A 21,553-nucleotide genomic window follows, 5' to 3' on the forward strand; every position below is an offset into this window, starting at 1 on the left:
CGACCACAGTGATGTCGCCCAGCTCAAAGCCTTTGATGGCTTCGCTGAAGGTGAAAGTCACCAGTGAGGTCTGGCCTTCATTGAGGGCATCGGCAGCAATGTCGATGTTCAAGGTTGGGGCCAGGGTGTCTACGGCTGTGGTATCGGAGTTACCGGTGCCGGCATTGCCATTCAGATCTGTGTAGGTGTCGTCGGCCACCGTGACACTGGCGGTGCCGGTGAAATTGTTATCCGGAGTGAAGGTGGCAGTCCAGGTGATGCCACCATCTGTGCTGACCAGATTGGTGAGTACACCACCGACCACAGTGATGTCGCCCAGCTCAAAGCCTTTGATGGCTTCGCTGAAGGTGAAAGTCACCAGTGAGGTCTGGCCTTCATTGAGGGCATCGGCAGCAATGTCGATGTTCAGTGACGGGGAAGATACATCTACTAAATACTCTTCTTTGTCGGAAACTGAAGTGCTGTTACCGGCGGCATCAATAGTGGTAACCGACGCGGTAATGCTGTTGCTGCCTGCATCGGCCAGTGCGCTGGCGTCGACATCAACGGTGAAGCCAAGCAGGCCGTCACCCAAATCAATGACGGTGGTAGAGGCTATGGTGCCATCGCCCAGCGTCAGGGTGACAGTGTCGCCAACCTTAACGTCACCGCCTACCGTACCGGTGAGGGTGACAGTGTCTTCGCTTTCAGCCTGGTTGATGACGTTGTCATCGCCGATGACGATAGGATTGAGATCAATGCTGGCTGCGGGTCCCTGAAGATCAATCACCACATCCTGAGTCACAGTGGAAGTGTTGCCCTGTGCATCAGTGACTGTGGCAGTAACCGTGTAGGTGCCGTCTGCCAGTTCAGTGCCGGTCACATCCAGCGTCCAGTTGCCGTTGGCATCGACACTGAGGAAGCCATCACCGACCGTGTAATCTTTGCCATTGAAGTTCACGGTCATGGTGTTGTTGTCGCCCATGTCGACCTGACCGGAAATCACCAGGGTTTGATCGTTGGTGATGAAGTCGCCGTCAATGCCAGAGTCTTCAGTGATGTCAGTAATAGAGACGGTCACGCCATCGCCATCATTGTCGGCAGTGGTATCAATCACTACATCCTGAGTCACCGTCGAGGTGTTGCCCTGTGCATCGGTGACTGTGGCGGTGACTGTGTAGGTACCGTCTGCCAGCTCAGTGCCGGTCACATCCAGTGTCCAGTTGCCGTTGGCATCGACAGTGAGCTCAGTATCCGCCAGCGTGTAATTCACGCCATTAAAGTTCACGGTCAGGGTGTTGTTGTCGCCCAGGTCGACCTGACCGGAAATCACCAGGGTTTGATCGTTGGTGATGAAGTCGCCGTCGACACCAGAGTCTTCAGTGATGTCAGTAATAGAGACGGTCACGCCGTCGCCATCATTGTCGGCGGTGGTGTCAATCACTACATCCTGAGTAACGGTTGAGGTGTTGCCCTGTACATCAGTCACAGTGGCCGTGACGGTATAAGTTCCGTCTGCCAGCTCAGTGCCGGTCACATCCAGGCTCCAGTTGCCGTTGGCATCGACAGTGAGCTCAGCATCCGCCAGTGTGTAATTCACGCCGTTGAAGTTGACGGTCAGGGTGTTGTTGTCTCCCAGGTCGACCTGACCGGAAATCACCAGGGTTTGATCGTTGGTGATGAAGTCGCCGTCGACACCAGAGTCTTCAGTGATGTCAGTGATGGAGATGGTCACGCCATCGCCATCGTTATCGGCAGTGGTATCAATCACCACGTTCTGGGTGGCGGTTGAGGTGTTGCCCTGTGCATCGGTGACTGTGGCCGTGACGGTATAAGTGCCGTCTGCCAGCTCAGTACCGGTCACATCCAGGCTCCAGTTGCCGTTGGCATCGACAGTGAGCTCAGCATCCGCCAGCGTGTAATTCACGCCATTGAAGTTCACGGTCAGGGTGTTGTTGTCGCCCAGGTCAACCTGGCCGGAAATCACCAGGGTTTGATCGTTGGTGATGAAATCGCCATCAATACCGGAATCTTCAGTGATGTCAGTAATAGAGACAGTGACGCCATCGCCATCGTTATCGGCAGTGATATCAATCACCACATTCTGAGTCACTGTCGAGGTGTTGCCCTGTGCATCAGTCACAGTGGCCGTAACCGTGTAGGTGCCGTCTTCCAGCTCAGTGCCGGTCACATCCAGTGTCCAGTTGCCGTTAGCATCTACCGTCAGGAAGCCATCATCGACCGTGTAATCTTTGCCATTGAAGTTCACGGTCAGGGTGTTGTTGTCACCCAGGTCAACCTGACCGGAAATCACCAGAGTTTGATCGTTGGTGATGAAATCGCCATCGATACCGGAATCTTCAGTGATGTCAGTAATAGAGACGGTCACGCCATCGCCATCATTGTCGGCAGTGGTATCAATCACCACGTTCTGAGTGACAGTGGAAGTGTTGCCCTGTGCATCAGTCACAGTGGCCGTAACCATGTAGGTGCCGTCTTCCAGCTCAGTGTCGGTCACATCCAGTGTCCAGTTGCCGTTAGCATCCACCGTCAGGAAGCCATCACCGACCGTGTAATCTTTGCCATTGAAGTTCACGGTCAGGGTGTTGTTGTCGCCCAGGTCAACCTGACCGGAAATCACCAGGGTTTGATCGTTGGTGATGAAGTCGCCGTCGATACCAGAGTCTTCAGTGATGTCAGTAATAGAGACAGTCACACCGTCACCATCGTTGTCGGCAGTGGTATCAATAACCACGTTCTGGGTGGCGGTTGAGGTGTTGCCCTGTGCATCAGTGACTGTGGCGGTGACGGTATAAGTGCCGTCTGCCAGCTCAGTGCCGGTCACATCCAGCGTCCAGTTGCCGTCGGCATCAACGGTCAGCTCGGCATCCGCCAGCGTGTAATTCACGCCATTAAAGTTCACGGTCAGGGTGTTGTTGTCGCCCGTGTCGATCTGACCGGAAATCACCAGAGTTTGATCGTTGGTGATGAAATCGCCGTCGACACCAGAGTCTTCAGTGATGTCAGTAATAGAGACAGTTACACCGTCGCCATCATTGTCGGCAGTGGTATCAATCACTACATCCTGAGTCACCGTCGAGGTGTTGCCCTGTGCATCGGTGACTGTGGCCGTAACCGTGTAGGTGCCGTCTGCCAGCTCAGTGCCGGTCACATCCAGGCTCCAGTTGCCATCGGCATCGACAGTGAGCTCAGCATCCGCCAGCGTGTAATTCACGCCATTAAAGTTCACGGTCAGGGTGTTGTTGTCGCCCAGATCAACCTGACCGGAAATCACCAGAGTTTGATCGCTGGTGATGAAGTCGCCGTCGACACCAGAGTCTTCAGTGATGTCAGTAATAGAGACAGTCACGCCATCGCCATCATTGTCAGTCGTCGTGTCAACGGTGGCGCTGTCAGAACCTGTCGCGCTGTTACCAGCCGGATCCGTCACCGTGGCGGTTATCTCCAGGCTGGCGCCGTTTTCCGGAGTTGGGGGGGAAAGTTGCAGGCCGTTATCCAGCATATCTTGAGTAACAGGGCCCTCAAAGATAACCTGGCCGTTCTGATCGGTGATGATCAGAGTGTCGCCGACCGCCGTGCCTTCTCCCAGTGACACGACGAAGCTAACACTGTCGCCAAGTTCAGCTTCATTGATGTATCCATCATTATTCTGGTCATTGGTGATTGCGACAGATACCGCTGGGGCTGTTGTATCCACATCTCCGACGTCTGAATCGTTGGCTGTGTTGTTATTGCTGTCGATCACTGTGCCGTCGACGTCATAGCTGCCATCTGGTAACGGCTCGGTTACCTCGGCACTGAATGAACCGTCAGGTTGAACGATTGCAGAGATGGTTTGCTGATTTCCCTCTGAGTCTGTCACGACGATAGTCACAGTGCTTCCCGGCGCGGCGTTGGTCGTGCCTGTGATGACAGGTGTGTTGTCCGAGCTGTTGTCTGGAGCAGACAGATCCAGTGTCAGAGATTCAATAAATGATGTCAGGAACTCTTCTTCACCGTTACCGCCCTGAAAGCCGACGTTGGTGGCATTTGAGTCATAGCCGGCACTGCCGAAAGTTTCGCCGCCGCTGCGATCAATATTGCTGAATCCAGCGTGGCCCTGATTGCCCCCATCTCCGGCTGCAGTTTCCGGCAAGCCTTCTGTTGGATCATCACCATCAAGGATTTGTTGCTGAAGGGCATCGATTTCTGCCAGTAAGGCATCGTCTTCTTCTATGGGAGTATCTGGATTGAAAGACGCCGTTTCATTGGACAGCGTGCTGCCGTCGTCGAACAGGATTTCAAATTCAGCATTGTCGTCGATCACCAAGATGCTGCCCTGTTCAAACCTTTCACCAGACTGCAGTTGGAGTTCAAGTTCTCCGGTATCAACGGATATGCTTCCGTTTACATATGTCAGTTGACCTGCTTTAGGTGTGGTGTAAGTTCCCATTTCATTGCTCCCAACAGCCTCAAAAAGTCCGTTTTTCTGATTCGGGTTGGGCGATGCCCAACCAAGCATCTAATGGTATTTTGTTGCAAGCTATAGGGTCAATTTATTGACGTAGGTTAAAGTGTTGTTTGATAAACGTTTTTATGTTGGTTTGTGTGGTTTGGCGGGCTTGATTTGGATTGTAATATTACTTTTTGGGTAATAATTAGACGATTGATGTGTTTGGTCTGGTTGGCGTCAGAATTTTGTGTGATTTCCTGTTTGGGCAGAGATTATACAATATCTACCCAAACAGCTGATTATTCACATTTTTGCAGCATGATGAAAGCTATTCAGGGCGGTCAGATTGTCTCCCAATTGCTGCTGAAGCTCACCTAAAGCTAACCATGATTGACGGCTTGGAGCCAATTCACATACACGTTGCCAATGCAATTTAGCCTGTTTGAACTCCCGACGACGTTGATTCAATTTGGCCATGGCTTCCTGGTAGGCTGCGTTATTTTCTTCTGCTACGGCGATATCGGAAAGAAACTTAATGGCGCTGTCATTGTCGGTTGGCGCTATCTCCGCCAGAGTGACTATCAGTTCTGGGTGCAGGTGTTTTTTCAGAGATTTGAGTAGCAGCTTGATCGCTTTCTCACCCTGATTGAACTTTGCAAGTCCCCGACAATAAAGCGCTAACAGATCTGAGTCCTGTTGCGTTCGTGGCACGTCACCCCATGTAAGTTCCAATTGTGGCAGTCCGGCCTCACTGGCATGCTCCAGTCGATGAGTGTGAACAGTGTGCTCCAGTGCAGCCAACTCTTCAGGTGTGGATATCTGTTTTTTCTTCAGAACAGGGATGAGTTTCAGTAGCTCTCCCCAGCTTTTTTCTTGGCGGTATAGCTCAAGTGCCAATTTAAGTACTGGAACACTGCTGCGTGGTCCAGGGTGTAGCTTATCCAGCTCGCGGGCCGCTTCGTCCCAGGCCTGTTGCTGCATTAAATAGCGCACCCGGCTGGTACGCACAGCTTGCTGCGCCTGAGGGTAGGTTTCGGCTTCAGTGAGGTAAAGATCCCGCTGCTCATAATTTTGCTGATGCTGGGCCGCGCGGGCCGCCGCAAGCAGATTCAGTGCCGGTAGCTCACCCTTTTGGGCGCCTTTGGCCATTGAAACTTCAGCCTGTTGCCAGTTCTCTTCGGCCAGTGCCAGTGCGCCCAGCAGGGTGTTTTTACGGGCAGCATTACGGCGCCAGCGTTCGGGTAACAGGCGACTGTTTATCATCAGGGTGAGTAGGCGGATCAGCAGCCATTCGACCAATTGCAGCAGACCGAAAGCCAAAACCAGCAGGAATGTGGCAAACACCAGACTGGTTTCAATCTGTTTATCCGCAATCGCAACATAGACATAGCCCGTATTGCCCACCATAAATGGGTTTAAACACAGACCCAGTAAAATAATGATAAGAAAAGCCAGCGCCCTGATCATAGAGACTCTCCCTCTGCCGGTTGCAGTTCACCCAGCTCGGTCAATTGTTTCAGCAGGGATGAAGAGGCAAAACGATTGAGGGTGACGGGTGACAGCTTCAGCGTCTCCATTACTTTCAGTACTTCCAGGGTAGATTCAACTTCTGGAGAGGACAGGTCGTAGTACTGATACAGCCAGTTATGGGCCATTTTAAGTGAGCTGCGGTAGTTCACTTCATCGCCCCGATACAGAGCCAGCTGTGCCTGCAGCAGCTTGCTGCGGATATTTTCAACCAGATACCACTGTTGTTCTGGTGTCAGCAAAGGTGCGGTGTCAGTTGTCCTTGTACGAATAACGATAAAGTCATCCAGTAACGCCTGCCAGGTTTTGTAGAGATTGGCTTGCCAGTCAGAAACAGAATCCGACAGCTCATTATTTTGCTCTTGAGGAATGAGGCCGGCCTGAGCGTCTGCACGGTTCAGCGGCAGCGTGTCCAGATTATTGATGATCTCATCCAGGGTGAAAGCGGTTCCGGCAATATCAGCCTGCTTAATTGCTTTTACGGCGGCAATGTCCCTGGCCAGCGCTTTACGCAGCGGCAGCAAAGAGGGATCTTTCATGGCGGCAATACGTTGATCGGCCGCCTCCAGCAGTCCCGCTGCAGTCAGGGAGTCTTGCTCCAGCCAAAGTTTGCGGCCTGCCATGGTTACCAGATAGTTGGCTTCTGCTGCCTGCCAATGGTTTGGATTTCGTTTCGCCAACGAGGTCAGGCGCTCACTCAGTTCTCTGTGTTGCTCCGGGAGAGACTCCAGTTGTGCCAGTTCCGCAGCGGTTTGTCGCTGCTGTTGGCTTAACGTCGCCAACTGAGATTGAGGACCTGCCAACGCCTGTTGCATGGCTTTGTCCTGCTGAGCTAACTGTTCATTCAGTCGCAGGTTTTGTTTGTTGAACTGGTCGTACAGATACAGGCCTCCGGCCAGAGCCAGAAGGCTTAGCAGAAGTCCCAATAGTGCCAATAAGGCTAATCCCCAGCGACGAGGCGCTGCAGGTGCCGTGGCAGTGGATTCATTGACTACAGGTTGGGGAGTGACCACTGGCTCCGGAGTTTCCGGTTCAGTGGGTGTTTCAGGGGGAATGTCCCGGGTGATCGATTCTACAGGCTCTTGCTGATTGTTTTCAGCTTCCTGGGACTTGGGCGGTTTGTTGTCCATGAAACAGTCCTTGATGGCGAAAATGCAACGACCGTGCGCTATGCCATCAAGGGTATGTCATTTCAGAGCTGCCAGCATGGCCTCCGCATGTGCGGCACCGGCGTTGGTGACATGGGTCAATCCCCTAGCGATGGCCTGCGCTTCGGCCCGGCTACTGGGTACTATGATATGACATGCGCTCAGCCATGGAAATAATTCTTTTGGTACCAGTGTGATAAGGTTTTCCAGCATGTCAGGGCTGGTTATTACTATGGTATCAATACCGAACTCTTGCCACTCGCGGCATACTTGAGCGGCATCATAATCCGGACAGGTGCGGCGATATACTTCCCAGAATTCGACAGTGGCGCCACGAGATGTCAGCGTCTGTGCCAGCAGTTCCCGGCCACCATTTCCCCGCACAATAACAACTTTCTTTCCATCGACATGCTGCAATGCGCCCAGCTCCAGCAAGCCTTCGGTTTGCTGATTGTCATCTGCGGCTCTGACGCCGGAAATTCCGGCAGCAGCAAAACTTTCCCAGGTGGCTTTTCCCACAGCAAAGTACTGTATGTGGGCAGGCCAGGACTGATCCAGAGCCTGAGTGCCAAAGTTCACGGCATTGGTGCTGACAAAAATAATGATGTCGGCGCTGAGGATGTCATCGGCGGAGCGGGAGGAGGGAGTAGCTTCAACGCCAAGCAGGGGCGTCACCAAATGGGGAGTACCGCGCTCAGACAGCGCGGTGGACATAGTCTGATTGCGCCCCTCGGGGCGCGTCAGCAGTACCTTCATGGTTACGCCTTGTTGTAAACGGCATCCAGAATGGTCTTGGCACCCTTTGACAGCAATTCCTCTGCCAGAGAGATACCCAGCTGTTCAAAATCAGCACTTGAACCGGTAACTTCGCCACGAATGATCTCGCTGCCATCCGGGTTGCCTACCAGACCACGCAGGTGCAGGGTGTCACCTTCAAGCGTAGCAAAAGCCCCGATAGGCACCTGACAACCGCCTTCCAGGCGAGTGTTCATGGCGCGTTCTGCCAGTACACGGTGGCGGGTTTCTTTGTGTTCCAGTGGTGCCAGCAGGGCTTTTACTCTTTCATCATCAGTGCGGCACTCAATACCTACAGCGCCCTGACCGTTTGCCGGCAGAGACTCTTCTTCGCTGATAAAGCTGGCGATACGCTCATTCAGTTCCAGACGGATAAGACCTGCGGCGGCTAGGATGATGGCATCGTACTCACCGGCGTCCAGTTTACCCAGACGGGTTCCCACGTTACCACGCAGATCTTTAATAACCAGGTCTGGGCGGGCTGCGCGGATTTGGCACTGACGGCGCAGGCTTGATGTGCCTACAACAGCACCTTCAGGCAGTTCATCGATGGACTTGTAGGTGTTGGAAACGAAGGCGTCGCGAGGATCTTCACGCTCACAGATAACTTCCAGGCCCAGACCTTCAGGGAACTCAACAGGAACATCCTTCATGGAGTGAACAGCGATATCTGCTTCACCGGCCAACATGGCAACTTCCAGCTCTTTTACGAACAGGCCCTTACCACCTACTTTGGCCAAAGGAGTGTCAAGGATGATGTCACCTTTGGTGCTCATTGGCAGCAATTCAACTACCAGGCCAGGGTGAATACGTTCCAGTTCGGCTTTGACAAACTCTGCCTGCCACATAGCCAGTGGGCTCTTGCGTGTAGCGATACGAATCAGGTTTTGGGACATGCTCTAAATCCATCTGAGATCTTAATTTCGGACATGCTAAACACTAATCTCCCGTGATGAAAGTCATGGTTGCAGGATCTTTGAAGTCTGTCCCTGTCGTTATCAGTAAATATCGCTTCATTTTTCAGCGAGACGTTGCTTTTTACAGCTTATAGCTCGCTAATTAGTGTGATCTTGATCTCGTTCTATTGTGTCGAACCGCTAAGCTGATAGCATCGACCTTGTTGTTTTTCTCGGGAAATTAATTTGGAAAACGGTAGGTTAATTGACGGCATATCAGCGCCTGACAACTCAGGTGTCGGGGAGGGTGTGTTTATTGAAGCCTTGCCGGGAAGTCGCAATGACAAACTGTCCCGTAGCCGGGATCTGGCTGCTCGCCTGAATCAGGTACGGCTTGCACGGGCACAGGCCTTGTTGTCTCCACTCAAACGTCAGCTGCTGAAATTAATTCCCGCTCTGTTTCATTGTCATGCCCGTGGTCTGCCGGGTTACAACGGCCCCTTCGCTCCCAGCGGCATCTTTGATTACCGCATTTCCCCCAGAGTACTGGAAACCCTCAAAAGCCTTGGCCTGCCGGAGCCGGAGTCACCATCTGGTTTGCCTGCCATTGAAGGCATCTACACCATGGGCAGTAGTGGCAGCTTTGGCCAGAACCGTTTCAGTGACCTGGATGTATGGTTGGTGCATCACCCCGAGCTGGGCCCCTATGAGCTGCAGCAGCTGCGTGAAAAAGCCGATCTCATCGGTCAGTGGCTAATGCAGTATCAGCTTGAAGCCAACTTTTATCTGGTTCATCCACGGCAATTTACGTCGAAGCTGGACGATGATGCCCCGGACAGAGCGATGGGGCATGAGCACAGTGGTACAGCTCAGCGCTGGCTATTGCTGGAAGAGTTCTACCGCAGTCATATCTGCCTGGCGGGTAAAACCGTGGCCTGGTGGCCTGGTGCTCAGGCCGCACCTGATCTGTTGCTGCTGGGAGATGTGCATCAGCAGCTGGCCGGAGAGTATCTCGGGGCTGCATTGTGGCAGTTGTATAAAGGCCTGGGCGCTCCTCATAAAGCTTTGCTTAAGGTGGTCTTGCTCGAAGCCTATGCCTCAGGAGAGGCCAATCAGGAACTGCTGACAGATCTGCTTTGGAAGCGCACCTGTGAAGGGGATTTCTCTGCCGGTAATGATCCTTATTGCATCCTCTACGAACGGATTGAAAGCTACCTGACCAAACTGGGAGACGACAGACGTTTAGAGCTGGTTAGACGCTGTTTTTATCTCAAGTGCGGTGTGCGTTTGACAGCCCGCGAACAAAGCATCGACTGGCGTTTCTATAAACTTAGAAGCATGGTCGAAGCCTGGGGCTGGGATGAGGAGTTGTTACAGCGTTTGGATGCCAGCGAGAACTGGCATGCGGGGCAGTTGTTGTGGTTCAACAGACAGTTGAATGAACTGATGATCCGTAGTTATCAGACCCTGCTCAAATTCGCTGCTTCCCGTCAGCTTAACAGTGATATGCGGATAGATGAACTGGGGATGTTGACCCGTAAACTGCACACCTACTTCAGTGGTGACAGTGATCAGCTGGTACGGCTCAACCTATTGTGGAGCAGTGGTGTTGCAGAGCAGAGGTTGAGAATCATCCATGAGCATCAGTTTCTATTGGTGAGAATGCAGCATGATGGTGATACCGAAGGGGAGCTGCTGTTTCAGGGGGATACCCTGGCGGCAGTATTGGCCTGGGCTTGTATCAATGGTGTGGCTACAGCGCAGACCGCCTGGTTCCGCGACAGAGGCGATGATCTGATCCCTGATCGGCGACTGCAAAGCCTGTGTCGGCAAATTCTGCCGTTGCTGCCACGCAATGAGATCAAAGTGTCCAAACAGGATCTCTGTAATCCATGGTATTTCAGACAGGTACTGTTCTTGTTGAATCTGGAGCAGGACCCCACAGGTCAATGGCAGGGGCAGGAGATGATGGTGGACCGTCTCAATGCCAACGTACTGTCTCTTGGTCGGGATAAGCGCAATATGTTGGCTGGGGTGGATATTCTCTCAATCAATAACTGGGGGGAGTTCCATATTCACCATTATCAGGGGGATAAGGCTCTGCTTCAGGCGCTGGTTTATGTGGCTCCCGGGCTAAAACGCTCGAAGGAAGAAGTGAAACTGGATGTGTTGTCTCACTCCCAGCGTTTGACGGCTCAGTTGAGCCAAACCGTACTCAACTTCCTGCGCCAAAATGCCAGATTGAGTCATCACGGCAAAACGGCAACAACCATGATGCAACCCGTCCAGATTGGCAAAGAGCAGTATGGGCTTTTCTACAGTACAACTGGACTGGTGTGGCAGGATCTCAGTGATACCAAGTCGCTGTTTCAGCAACTTGTGAAAGGTCATGTGGTGTCTTTACCCCGGCCTGCGCTGCCAGATGAGCCACTGGCGACCTTGCCTGAGGCGATTCAGCACTATGCCACTAAAGGCGTGACTCAGTATTTCCTGCGTCAGGATGGCCAGGACCTGGATGTGTTTGTGCTGGACGAAGACAATGCCCAGCAGCACTTTGTGCAGAAGAATTCTGAAATTGGCGCCATGGTAAAGCGCATCAGCCACCAGTTTGTATTCGGAGCTCAACACTCACCGGGTATCAGGTTCAATATGCCGCAGTTTTTCCGGCTTGAGCGGGTCAATGGCGAGCTGACACTATCACCATTTGGTATCGCCAGTCGCGAGCTAAACAGGGAGTTTTGAGTGAACCGCTGTATCGGCAACAAAAAAGCAGCCATATGGCTGCTTTGGGTCAGTAACAGGGAGTATCAGAAGCTCACCTGAATCCCACTTTGGCGGGCGATTGACTGCTGCACAAACGGCATAAACTCGCCGGCATTGGTGCGCATATCCAGCCATTGACCATTTTCAAATGAGAAGTGGTAGCCACCAAACTTGGTCGCAACCCAGATCTGATGCAGGGGTTCCTGCTTGTTGATTACGATTTTGGAGCCGTCATCAAATTCCAGCTGGAGCACACCACCACTGGCGTCTATATCCACGTCTGCATCCTGCTCGTCTATAGCGTTTTCAATAGCCGTCTCAATGGTATTGAACATCTCATCGGCTAATTGATGAAACTCGGTATCTGTCATAGCCATGTGTAACTGTCCTTTGCTTTCTCGCTGATGGATGCGATTATAAGTCCATTGCCCACAGAAGCACAGATGTTGAGAAAAATGAGACTGTTTTTACTGGTATTACTTGCTAGTTTAGTGAGCGTCGGATGTGGTCAGAAAGGCCCTCTGTATAAAGCCCCTGCCATGCAGGACAATCAGGCAGGCAAGGTGGAGCAAACAGAACAAAATTCAAAGGAATAAATTAAGTTGGATCACTTTCTCTATAAGGATGATGTACTCTGCGCCGAGGATTGCCAGATAGCGGATATCGCTGCTCAATATGGCACCCCTTTATATCTGTATTCGAGAGCCACACTGGAGCGTCATTGGCACGCATTTGATAAAGCAGTTGGCTCAGTTCCTCATATGATCTGTTATGCGGTGAAAGCCAACTCCAATCTGGCGGTATTAAATGTACTGGCCAGACTGGGCAGTGGTTTTGATATCGTTTCAGGCGGTGAGTTGGCCAGGGTGCTGGAGGCTGGAGGTGAGCCTGCCAAAGTGGTGTTTTCCGGTGTGGGTAAAACCCGGGACGAGATGGCTCAGGCGCTGCGAGCGGGGATTCACTGCTTCAATGTCGAGTCTGCGGCTGAACTGGAAACCCTGAATGAGGTGGCCGGTGAGCTGGATATGCAGGCACCTATCTCCCTGCGCATTAATCCGGACGTCGATGCAGGAACCCACCCTTATATCTCTACCGGACTGAAAGAGAATAAGTTCGGTATTGCCATGGAGGAGGCTGAAGGCCTGTTCCTGCGCGCTCACGCTTTGCCTTATCTGAAGGTCAAAGGTGTGGATTGCCATATCGGATCTCAGCTGACAGAGCTGAACCCATTTCTGGATGCCGTTGATCGCCTGTTGGCGCTTATCGATACGCTGGCAGAGCAGGGCGTGGTGATTGAGCACTTTGATGTGGGTGGTGGCCTGGGTGTGACCTACGACGAAGAGACTCCTCCTCACCCTGATGATTATGCCAAAGCCCTGCTGACTAAATTTGAAGGTCGCCAGCTGACGCTGATTTTTGAGCCGGGCCGTGCCATTGCTGCCAATGCCGGACTCTTTGTGACTCAGGTGCTTTATCTCAAAGAGAACAGTGACAAGAACTTTGCCATTGTCGACGGTGCCATGAATGATCTGATCAGGCCATCCCTCTACAGTGCCTGGCAGAAGATTATTCCCGTGTCGCCGCGGGCCGGTGAAACCCGGGCGTTTGATATTGTTGGTCCTGTGTGTGAAACCGGTGACTTCCTCGGTAAAAACCGTCAGTTGAATGTGCAGGCGGGCGATCTGCTTGCAGTGCGCAGTGCCGGAGCTTACGGTTTTACCATGGCATCCAACTACAATTCCCGTCCCCGGGTGGCAGAAGTCATGGTGGACGGCGACAAACATTATCTGGTGCGCGAGCGGGAAAAATTAGTCCAGCTCTGGCAAGGTGAGCACCTGCTGCCGTAAACTGACAATTAAGTTAATGAGTTAGCCGACGTCTGCGGGCGTCGCGAAAGGAACCTTCTTTTGATCCATTTCACTAAGATGCACGGTCTGGGCAATGACTTTATGGTGGTCGATGGCGTAACACAGAATGTGTTTTTTTCGCCCGAGCAGATCAAGCGTCTGGCTGACAGAAATTTTGGTATCGGCTTTGACCAGTTACTGCTGGTAGAGCCACCCTATGATCCTGATCTGGATTTCCATTATCGTATCTTCAATGCCGATGGCAGCGAAGTAGAGCAGTGCGGTAATGGTGCCCGCTGTTTCGCCCGCTTTGTACGTAATAAAGGACTGACCAACAAGCATAAAATCCGTGTCAGCACCGCCAATGGCAAGATGACGCTGCGAATTGAGCGTGACGGTAATGTCACGGTTAATATGGGCGTTCCTGTGCTGGAACCTTCACAAATTCCTTTCAAAGCCAAGAAACCTGAAAAGACTTACCTGCTGCAGGCAGGACAACAGGCGTTCCTGTGTGGTGCTGTCTCCATGGGGAATCCTCACTGCGTGATGGATGTGGATAACGTCGATGAAGCTGATGTCGATGGCATTGGCCGTCAGCTGACCCGCCACGAACGTTTTCCCAAAGGGGTGAATGTTGGCTTTATGCAGATACTTAGCAAAGATCATATTAAACTGAGAGTGTACGAAAGGGGCGCTGCAGAAACTCTGGCTTGTGGCAGTGGTGCCTGTGCCGCCGTAGTTGTAGGCCAATTGCAGGGTAAACTTGGACAGCTGGTTCAGGTAGACTTACCCGGTGGCAGCCTTTCCATCAGTTGGGAAGGCGAAGGTAAACCTTTATGGATGACAGGGCCTGCAGAGCAGGTATTTGACGGACAATTTCAGTTATGAGTGACATCATTCAGCCTGCCAGTCAGGTTGTGACTTCCGATATCGAGGCCGACGTGGCCATGCTGGATGAGCAGATAATCCGTGAGTATCTACTCGATAATCCTGACTTCTTTCAGCGTCATCCTGAGCTGCTGCTGGCACTCAGGTTACCACACGCTGAGCGGGGTGCTGTGTCTCTGGTTGAACGTCGTCAGGAGATGCTCAGGGCCAGAGTCAGTCAGTTGGAAGAGGAGATCACTCATCTGCTGTCGATGGCTTCCCGTAACGAAAAGATATTCAGATTTAATTGCGAACTTTCCAGTGAGCTGCTGGACTGTGAAGATATGGGTGAGCTGCGGCAACTGCTGTCGACCCGGCTCCAGACTCAATATGGTTTCAGCCATGTTCGCTTAATCACAGTGCATGACCTCGACAGCGCGCTGGCCGATATCTGGAAAAAACGGCTGGATACAGGTTACTACTTCGGTCGATTGACTCAGTCGGAGTCACAGCGATTGTTTGGTGCTGAAATTGGCTCTGTGGCCCTGACCCGCTTATCAGAAGAGTGTGGCCGGGTTATCTTTGCCATTGCCAGCCATGACGGCAGTCATTTCCATCCCGAGATGGATCATATGTTGATGGACCAACTGAGACTGATGCTGGATCACCTGTTACCCAAACTCTGACAGGGTAAGCCATGACAGATAAAGACAGCCTGTGGCTGGAACGCTTTAGCAATTTTCTCGCATCTGAGCGGCAACTGTCGCCGCTCACCTGTCGTAACTATCTCTACGAATTACAACGTATCAAACTGCTTAAGCCGGAGCTGAGCCTGCTCAGCGCAGACCGGGATGAACTGCAGGGTGTTTTGGCCAAACTGCACCGGCAGGGGCTGAGCCCTCGTTCCATTGCCTTGTCTGTGTCCGCAATCAAGCAGTTTTACGAGTTTCTGCGGCGGGAAAAGGTCGTCGAAGCCAATCCGGCCAGAACGCTTAAAGCTCCCAAACAAAATAAACCTTTGCCCAAGAATATGGATGCCGATGGCGTCAGCGCACTCTTGAGTATGGATGGCGACGACCCGCTGCTGCTCAGAGATAAAGCCATGATGGAGTTGTTTTACTCTTCAGGTTTACGACTGGCTGAGCTGGCGGCGCTTGATACCGGGGATATCGATTTTTCGACCCGGGAAGTCAGAGTCATGGGTAAAGGCAGTAAAGAGCGGATTGTTCCTGTGGGCAGTAAAGCCATTGCCGCGCTGCAGGATTGGCTCAAAATCCGTGGGACATTTCCCTGTCAAGACAATGCGCTGTTCCTCGCCAAAACCGGCGCCCGTTTATCCCACCGCAGCATTCAATCCAGGCTGGCCAGATGGGGTGTTGAACAGGGCAGTAGTGGTCGGGTTCATCCCCATAAACTGAGACACTCATTTGCCACCCATATGCTGGAGTCCAGCGGCGATTTACGGGCGGTTCAGGAACTATTGGGGCACGCCAATCTGGCGACCACACAGATTTATACCAGTCTGGACTTTGGCCATTTGGCCAAGGTATACGACGGGGCTCACCCAAGAGCCAGAAAAGGAAACAAATGAAGATCTATTTGCGGCCGGGCAACGTCAGTGTGTTGTCCTTTGATCTGGACGACACACTATATGACAACAGACCTGTCATCCGCACCGCCAGAGCCAGATTGAATGACCATTTGTGCAGCCGCTTTAATGCTGCACATGAATGGAGTGACTCCGATTGGCTGGCTTGCAAACGCCTGGTGGTCAGGGCTAATCCGGCACTGCTGAATGACACCGGTGCTTGTCGCGAGGCTGTATTGACCCGGGCGCTGACCCTGTGGGGATATTCACCGGATCAGGTCAAGCGGGAAGTGGCCCAGGCGATGGAGTGCTTTTTACACTATCGCAGTGACTTCAGCGTACCTGAAGATACTCTGGCGTTGCTGGCACAACTGGATGAGAAGTATGTTCTGGTTGGCATCACCAATGGCAATGTCGATGCCGACAAAATAGGCTTGGGTGAACTGATGCGATTTGTGTTGCACCCGGGGCAGGGGGTGAGAATGAAACCCTGGGGCGACATGTTTGAGCAGGCCTGTGAGCGATTGGCTGTTACTCCAGCTGAGATACTGCACGTCGGAGACAGCTGGTCGTCTGATGTGCAGGGCGCTCGTCGTGCAGGTTGCTACTCCGCCTGGTTGAACCCTGGCGTCGGTGCCGAGCCTTCTATACCGGGAGCGGGCAGTTTGCCCCACCTTGAACTGGCTAAACTGAGTGAATTGACTCAGATATAATGTAAAAGGCCCCGAATCGTTTCGAGGCCTTTTGGCTTTTACGTAAATATTAGAAGTGGTACTTGGCAATCACAGAGAAGGTGTTCTGCTGGATACCATCGACACCGAACTTGTTTTCCCAGAAATCATATTCGATACCGACCAGGAATTTGTCGGCTTTGGCGTCGCCCATCAGCAACTGGCCCAGATCGTATTTAATCTGTGGGTTGAAGTGGAAGTGAGGCTCAAAGGCGTCATCATCGGTAGCGAAAACCCAGTCGATATAGCCATCAATGATCAGCTTACTGCTGCCAACAGGGATGTCGATACGGAAAGAGGGAGACAGCTGCCAGCCATCAGTGATATTGCCATTGCTGTTGAGTGCGTGACGACGATAAGTGTTCAGGTTCAGGTAGGTAAAGCCGGGAACATCCAGGTCCATACCCAGACCATACAGCAGAGTTTCTACATCACCTTTGCCCTCTTCCAGAGACAGGGCCAGCGACAGGTCTGACACCGGTCCCATGGCCTGCATACCGAATATCTTGCCCATGCTGAAGCGGGTGGTGATTTCACCATAGGTGGAGTCATCTACACCACCGTTGTTGCCATTGAAGAAAGTGACATCCTGGAACGCAAACCAGTCACCGTACTTCCAGCCACCGGCCGTTTCAAAGGTCAGTCCGGTCTGATCATGGCTGGGGGCCAGGTCATAGTTTTGGCCATACAGGGCGGTAACGCTCACATCCCACCACTGGATCAGTTCTTCGCTTTGGGCAGCAGGTGCAGACAGCAGCAGGGCAGAGCAGAGTATAGCTTTTGTGTTCATCGGGCACTCTCATCTTATTGTTTTTGCTCTCCGATTTACGGAAAGCCTGGGGTTATGAAAAGCGGGGTCACTATAAAGCTTGGCAGATATGATGTTGCGATCCCGGTCAATATTTTAACCCGTTGTTTGTTCTGTGAATGCAATGCTGAATAGTCATTTCGGAACAATCCCAATTTCTCTTTGGTCGCCTATGCTTAAAGCTGGTGCTTGAGGGGAGAGGCGGCAATGGATAGGTTGCTGATAAGCATGTTGATCTGTTTGGTATTAGTGGGCTGCCAGTCCACATCTGACAAGGTGTTACCACTGCCACAGATCTGTGTGGTTAAACAGGGAGATGTCAGGCCTGATTTTACCGACAGTCTGATGGGCGAATTAAAATCCAGGCAGATTATTGTGACGCCTGTTTCAGAAGAGGTTGGTTGTGAGTGGTTGCTTACTTATGGTGCGAGTTGGGCCTGGCCGCACTCAGCCTATATGCAATCTGCGCAGCTCACATTCAGCAGGCGTCATCTGACGTTAAGTCAGCAGGCTTACCCGTCAGCAGGAGGTGCCTTGTTCGCTCAACCCGGTGATTGGATCTCCGCCTGGATTGAGTCAGGTATTTGCGAAAACCCTGAATATTTAAGTGCGATTGAAAAGGCTGTGATATCCCGTCCCTGGTTTGATCTATTGCCCAGAGAGAGCCTCCCTTGCCCGGCGCATCATCTGTGATACCTGACGCCGGCTGGCATGCATATCGGCTTCATCCACTCTCAGGTAGCAGCCACTGTAGGCATCGGTACCAATAAACACAGGCCTTTGATGAATCTCCGCCTGGGGAACCCGGATACGAATGACATGTTTATCGACAAGTCGAATAAGTTGAATATCCGTTGGCTGAAGTATGTTGATACTGACTTTGGATTTGTCGTTCAGGTGTTGCCACAGATACTCAATCATAGGGTCCGGCTGAGGAATACCTTCCAGGGTAAATACACCTTGCTCTTCCCGTACGCCAAGAATGATCTCGCCGCCAATGGTATTGGCGAAGGCGCTGTAACTTTCCCACATATCCTCGGGAACTTTTCCTTGGCCATCGCGACCGGCGGCCAGCTTAAACTCAACCTGTACCGATTCGGCCAAACTGGACATGTCGTCCAACACAAAGGTTTGATACTGCATACCTGCACCCGGGAAAAAGAGGGACTCTTCAGATGTAGCACGGCGCCGATACAATTGCCAGATTCTACTTTCTGGCAGTCGTCATTCGATGAAAGTCTTGATAGCTTGGATAAATTCGTTACAGCAACAGGCAAAGGAGCAGCTTGATGGACTTCTGGGTTTATCTGGGGGTGGATTGGTTGGCGATGCTGCTCACCTTTATCGCTATCTGGCTGATCGGCAACAAGAGTCGCAGTGGCTTTGTGGTGATGATATTCGGCAATCTGTGCTGGATAGTGGTGGGCGTAATGTCGGGCAGCAGTGCCATGTGGGTCGCCAATATGGTTTTCGCCCTGATGAATGTACGCGCCATTATCAAATGGACAGATGTGGATGCTGCCTAAAGAAAAAGGGCCCGTTAATTACTTAACGAGCCCTTTTGAATCAAAGCATTAAGAATACTTGATTAGTTCATGCCGTACTTTTTCAGCTTCTTGCGCAGAGTACCACGGTTGATACCCAGCATGTTGGCTGCGCGGGTTTGGTTACCGCGAGTGTGCTGCATGATGATGTCCAGCAGTGGAGCTTCAACTTCGCAAAGCACCATCTCGTAAACTTCCTGTGCTTCCTGACCGTCCAACTGAGCGAAGAAGTTGCTTACAGCGCGCTTTACAGCGTCGCGCAGCAACTGAGGCTTAATGGTGCCGTTAGCAGTTTCAATTTTGCCTACGGTAAGCGGATGGGCTTCTGTGTGAGTTGTCTGATCAAACATTCGTAATCTGCTCTTTGTCTAATTCTGAAATCAATTCATCAAAATAATATTCCACAAGGGAATATTGCTCCGCCGCGGATTCCAGCTTGTTAAACTGGGCTCTGAAATCCCGTTGTGCGTCCTGGTCCAGGTACCAGCCGATATGTTTGCGGGCGAATCGCACGCCTTTAAACTCCCCATACAGGGCATACAGCTTGGTAAGGTGGTCAAGCATCACTTGACGCTTTTCCTCCACCGTCACGGGCGGCAGCTTTTCCCCGGTATCCAGATAATGTTGTATTTCTCTGAATAACCAGGGGCGTCCCTGAGCTCCCCGGCCGATCATCAGGGCATCCACTCCGGTGTAGTCCAGCACATAACGTGCCTTCTCCGGCGTGGTGATATCCCCATTAGCGACCACGGGTATTGAGACGCTTTGTTTTATAGCTTTAATGGTGTCGTACTCGGCATCGCCTTTGTACATGCACTGTCTGGTACGGCCGTGAACGGCCAACGAGGCAATGCCACTATCTTCGGCTATCCGGGCGATCTGGACACCATTCCTGTGGTCCGGATCCCAACCCGTGCGAATTTTGAGCGTAACCGGTACATCCACTGCGCCAACCACGGCCTTGAGGATTTGATCCACAAGCTCGGGATTTTGCATCAGGGCTGAACCAGCCAGCCTTTTATTCACTTTCTTGGCCGGGCATCCCATATTGATGTCGATGATCTGGGCACCTTGCTCTACGTTGTAGCGCGCGGCCCAGGCCATGGCATCTGGATCTGCCCCGGCAATCTGTACTGAGCGAATACCTTCCTCACCTGAATGACTCAGCCTCAGGCGGCTTTTATCCGTGTCCCATACATCCGGATTGGCCAGCAACATTTCCGACACCGCCATGGCTGCGCCATAACGAAGGCAGAGGTTGCGGAAGGCTTGATCGGTGACACCAGCCATTGGTGCCACGATCAGCTGATTCTTCAGTTGATAGGGTCCAATCTGCATGATTGCTTCACCTTGCTCTTCAAAGGGGCGCTATAGTACGCCTTTTTACACTTCCTGAAAAGGTCAATAAATGACCTGAGTGCAACTTTTTTTCTTGACATTTGTCTGGCAAGAAGTCAGCGCTGACGCGCCATGCAAGGGTGTTTGTACTATTTACGTACACCCGTCAAGCGCGTCCAGTCCTCTTTGTGAGCAGGTTCATCCATCACAAACCACTGGGCATAACACTCGGAGATCTCTTCAGCCTGTTCACGCAGCAGGCCGGACAGAGCCAGCTTGCCACCCGGTTGCACCAGGTCGGCGATCAGCGGTGCCAGTTCGCGCAGTGGGCCGGCCAGAATATTGGCTACCAGAATCTCGGTTTTCAGGTCAGCAGGTTGGTCCTGAGGCAGATACAGAGACAGACGATCAGCCACGTCATTACGCTCCGCATTGGCTTTGGAAGCATCAATGGCCTGATAGTCGATATCGATACCGGTGACTTTGTCCGCGCCCAGTTTCAGGGCGGCTACTGCCAGGATGCCGGAGCCGCAACCGAAGTCGACCACCTCTTTGCCGGCCAGATCCAGTCCATCCAACCATTCCAGACACAGAGCTGTAGTAGGGTGGGTACCGGTACCGAAAGCCAGACCAGGATCCAGGATCACGTTAACGGCTTGTGGGTCAGGAATTTCGCGCCAGCTTGGGCAGATCCACAGACGCTGACCAAACTTGATTGGGTGGAAGGCATCCATCCACTCACGTACCCAGTCCTTGTCTTCAATTTGCTCAATCTTGTAGGCGAAGTCCTGGCTCATGTACGGCAGGTTCTTCAGCATTTCTACGATTGGTTGCAGATCCATATTGGCATCGAACAGGGCGATAACCACTGTATCTGTCCACAGCGGGGTTTCTCCCAGCTTAGGTTCAAAAATCGGTTCATCCTGACCATCTTCAAAGGTGATGGAAACCGATCCCAGCTCCATTAAAAGATCACTTAACAACTCGGCTTCCTGTTTGCCGGTATGAATTCGCAGTTGGATCCAGGCCATGACATGCCTCTGTGGCTATGTTGAAAATTGGGGCGGTATTGTAGCCCAAGGCGAGGTGCAGTGCGAATATTCGACCAATATGTGTCGACATCCTGTTGCTGCAATTGTGAGTTTCACATTGGGCGTCAGGTAACTAAATGAATTTATTGGTTAATTGGTCTGGCCACTTGCCGCAGAAGCAAGGGTTGGCGTGATCATGCTCTGAAAAAAGCTATCCTGCCGGTGATCTGTGTCGCAA

The 21,553-nt window shown here is 52.2% G+C and carries 20 protein-coding genes; 9 read left to right on the forward strand and 11 right to left on the reverse strand.

The window, feature by feature from the left end; translation table 11 throughout:
- The 5 genes from L2725_RS00005 to hemC form a co-directional block, all read right to left on the reverse strand.
- Positions 1 to 4,432 (reverse strand): Ig-like domain-containing protein (locus tag L2725_RS00005; RefSeq protein WP_249246973.1); only part of this gene is annotated, 4,432 nt, incomplete at its 3' end.
- 303 nt (positions 4,433 to 4,735) lie between these two features.
- Positions 4,736 to 5,899, reverse strand: coding sequence for a heme biosynthesis HemY N-terminal domain-containing protein (locus tag L2725_RS00010; protein ID WP_249246974.1), 1,164 nt, complete (start codon positions 5,897 to 5,899; stop codon positions 4,736 to 4,738).
- Positions 5,896 to 7,089, reverse strand: a complete 1,194-nt coding sequence (locus tag L2725_RS00015; protein WP_249246975.1) for a uroporphyrinogen-III C-methyltransferase — start codon at positions 7,087 to 7,089, stop codon at positions 5,896 to 5,898. The genes L2725_RS00010 and L2725_RS00015 overlap by 4 nt, the downstream gene beginning before the upstream one ends.
- Before the next feature lie 57 nt (positions 7,090 to 7,146).
- Positions 7,147 to 7,863 carry a uroporphyrinogen-III synthase gene (locus L2725_RS00020; RefSeq protein ID WP_249246976.1) on the reverse strand — a complete coding sequence of 239 codons (717 nt, stop codon included), beginning with the start codon at positions 7,861 to 7,863 and terminating at the stop codon, positions 7,147 to 7,149.
- 2 nt (positions 7,864 to 7,865) lie between these two features.
- The gene (hemC, locus tag L2725_RS00025) at positions 7,866 to 8,798 is read right to left on the reverse strand and encodes a hydroxymethylbilane synthase (protein WP_115138370.1); all 933 of its coding nucleotides are present in this window, start codon (positions 8,796 to 8,798) and stop codon (positions 7,866 to 7,868) included.
- A gap of 246 nt (positions 8,799 to 9,044) precedes the next feature.
- Between hemC and L2725_RS00030 the strand changes: the two genes are divergently transcribed.
- Positions 9,045 to 11,540 (forward strand): class I adenylate cyclase, encoded by a 2,496-nt coding sequence (locus L2725_RS00030; RefSeq protein WP_428985254.1) that lies wholly within the window; start codon positions 9,045 to 9,047, stop codon positions 11,538 to 11,540.
- 65 nt (positions 11,541 to 11,605) lie between these two features.
- Here L2725_RS00030 and cyaY read toward each other — a convergent pair whose 3' ends face one another.
- Positions 11,606 to 11,938, reverse strand: coding sequence for an iron donor protein CyaY (gene cyaY / locus L2725_RS00035; RefSeq protein WP_115138369.1), 333 nt, complete (start codon positions 11,936 to 11,938; stop codon positions 11,606 to 11,608).
- A 78-nt stretch (positions 11,939 to 12,016) separates the two neighbouring features.
- Between cyaY and lptM the strand changes: the two genes are divergently transcribed.
- From lptM to L2725_RS00065, 6 genes are read left to right on the forward strand one after another with little or no spacing between them, the layout of a single operon-like run.
- Entirely contained in the window at positions 12,017 to 12,157 is a 141-nt protein-coding gene (lptM, locus tag L2725_RS00040; RefSeq protein WP_428848487.1) for an LPS translocon maturation chaperone LptM, read from the forward strand.
- A gap of 6 nt (positions 12,158 to 12,163) precedes the next feature.
- Positions 12,164 to 13,408: a diaminopimelate decarboxylase gene (gene lysA, locus L2725_RS00045; protein WP_249246977.1), complete on the forward strand. Its 1,245-nt coding sequence runs from the start codon at positions 12,164 to 12,166 to the stop codon at positions 13,406 to 13,408.
- A 60-nt stretch (positions 13,409 to 13,468) separates the two neighbouring features.
- Complete coding sequence (gene dapF, locus L2725_RS00050) at positions 13,469 to 14,296, forward strand: diaminopimelate epimerase (RefSeq protein WP_249246978.1); 828 nt, start codon at positions 13,469 to 13,471, stop codon at positions 14,294 to 14,296.
- 59 nt (positions 14,297 to 14,355) lie between these two features.
- Positions 14,356 to 14,961 (forward strand): DUF484 family protein, encoded by a 606-nt coding sequence (locus L2725_RS00055; RefSeq protein ID WP_115138382.1) that lies wholly within the window; start codon positions 14,356 to 14,358, stop codon positions 14,959 to 14,961.
- An 11-nt stretch (positions 14,962 to 14,972) separates the two neighbouring features.
- Positions 14,973 to 15,866, forward strand: coding sequence for a tyrosine recombinase XerC (gene xerC / locus L2725_RS00060; RefSeq protein WP_249246979.1), 894 nt, complete (start codon positions 14,973 to 14,975; stop codon positions 15,864 to 15,866).
- On the forward strand, positions 15,863 to 16,576 hold the full coding sequence (locus L2725_RS00065; RefSeq protein WP_249246980.1) for an HAD-IA family hydrolase: 714 nt from the start codon (positions 15,863 to 15,865) through the stop codon (positions 16,574 to 16,576). Before xerC ends, L2725_RS00065 begins: the two co-directional genes overlap by 4 nt.
- Before the next feature lie 49 nt (positions 16,577 to 16,625).
- On the opposite strand, the gene L2725_RS00070 is transcribed toward L2725_RS00065, so the two are convergent.
- The gene (locus L2725_RS00070; protein ID WP_249246981.1) at positions 16,626 to 17,384 is read right to left on the reverse strand and encodes an outer membrane protein OmpK; all 759 of its coding nucleotides are present in this window, start codon (positions 17,382 to 17,384) and stop codon (positions 16,626 to 16,628) included.
- 225 nt (positions 17,385 to 17,609) lie between these two features.
- On the opposite strand from L2725_RS00070, the gene L2725_RS00075 reads away from it, so the two are divergent.
- On the forward strand, positions 17,610 to 18,095 hold the full coding sequence (locus tag L2725_RS00075) for a hypothetical protein (RefSeq protein ID WP_249246982.1): 486 nt from the start codon (positions 17,610 to 17,612) through the stop codon (positions 18,093 to 18,095).
- Here L2725_RS00075 and L2725_RS00080 read toward each other — a convergent pair.
- Positions 18,051 to 18,545, reverse strand: coding sequence for an AlbA family DNA-binding domain-containing protein (locus L2725_RS00080; RefSeq protein ID WP_249246983.1), 495 nt, complete (start codon positions 18,543 to 18,545; stop codon positions 18,051 to 18,053). The two genes, L2725_RS00075 and L2725_RS00080, sit on opposite strands and share 45 nt — an antisense overlap.
- 146 nt (positions 18,546 to 18,691) lie before the next feature.
- Between L2725_RS00080 and L2725_RS00085 the strand changes: the two genes are divergently transcribed.
- Positions 18,692 to 18,928: a hypothetical protein gene (locus L2725_RS00085; protein WP_248933833.1), complete on the forward strand. Its 237-nt coding sequence runs from the start codon at positions 18,692 to 18,694 to the stop codon at positions 18,926 to 18,928.
- 62 nt (positions 18,929 to 18,990) lie between these two features.
- Here L2725_RS00085 and fis read toward each other — a convergent pair whose 3' ends face one another.
- The 3 genes from fis to prmA form a co-directional block, all read right to left on the reverse strand.
- Positions 18,991 to 19,296 (reverse strand): DNA-binding transcriptional regulator Fis, encoded by a 306-nt coding sequence (gene fis / locus L2725_RS00090; protein WP_011761333.1) that lies wholly within the window; start codon positions 19,294 to 19,296, stop codon positions 18,991 to 18,993.
- Positions 19,289 to 20,284 carry a tRNA dihydrouridine synthase DusB gene (gene dusB / locus L2725_RS00095; protein WP_249246984.1) on the reverse strand — a complete coding sequence of 332 codons (996 nt, stop codon included), beginning with the start codon at positions 20,282 to 20,284 and terminating at the stop codon, positions 19,289 to 19,291. Before dusB ends, fis begins: the two co-directional genes overlap by 8 nt.
- A gap of 149 nt (positions 20,285 to 20,433) precedes the next feature.
- Complete coding sequence (gene prmA / locus L2725_RS00100) at positions 20,434 to 21,315, reverse strand: 50S ribosomal protein L11 methyltransferase (protein ID WP_249246985.1); 882 nt, start codon at positions 21,313 to 21,315, stop codon at positions 20,434 to 20,436.
- Positions 21,316 to 21,553 lie beyond the last annotated feature (238 nt).

Source organism: Shewanella corallii (genome assembly GCF_023349125.1).
Taxonomy (GTDB): domain Bacteria; phylum Pseudomonadota; class Gammaproteobacteria; order Enterobacterales; family Shewanellaceae; genus Shewanella; species Shewanella corallii.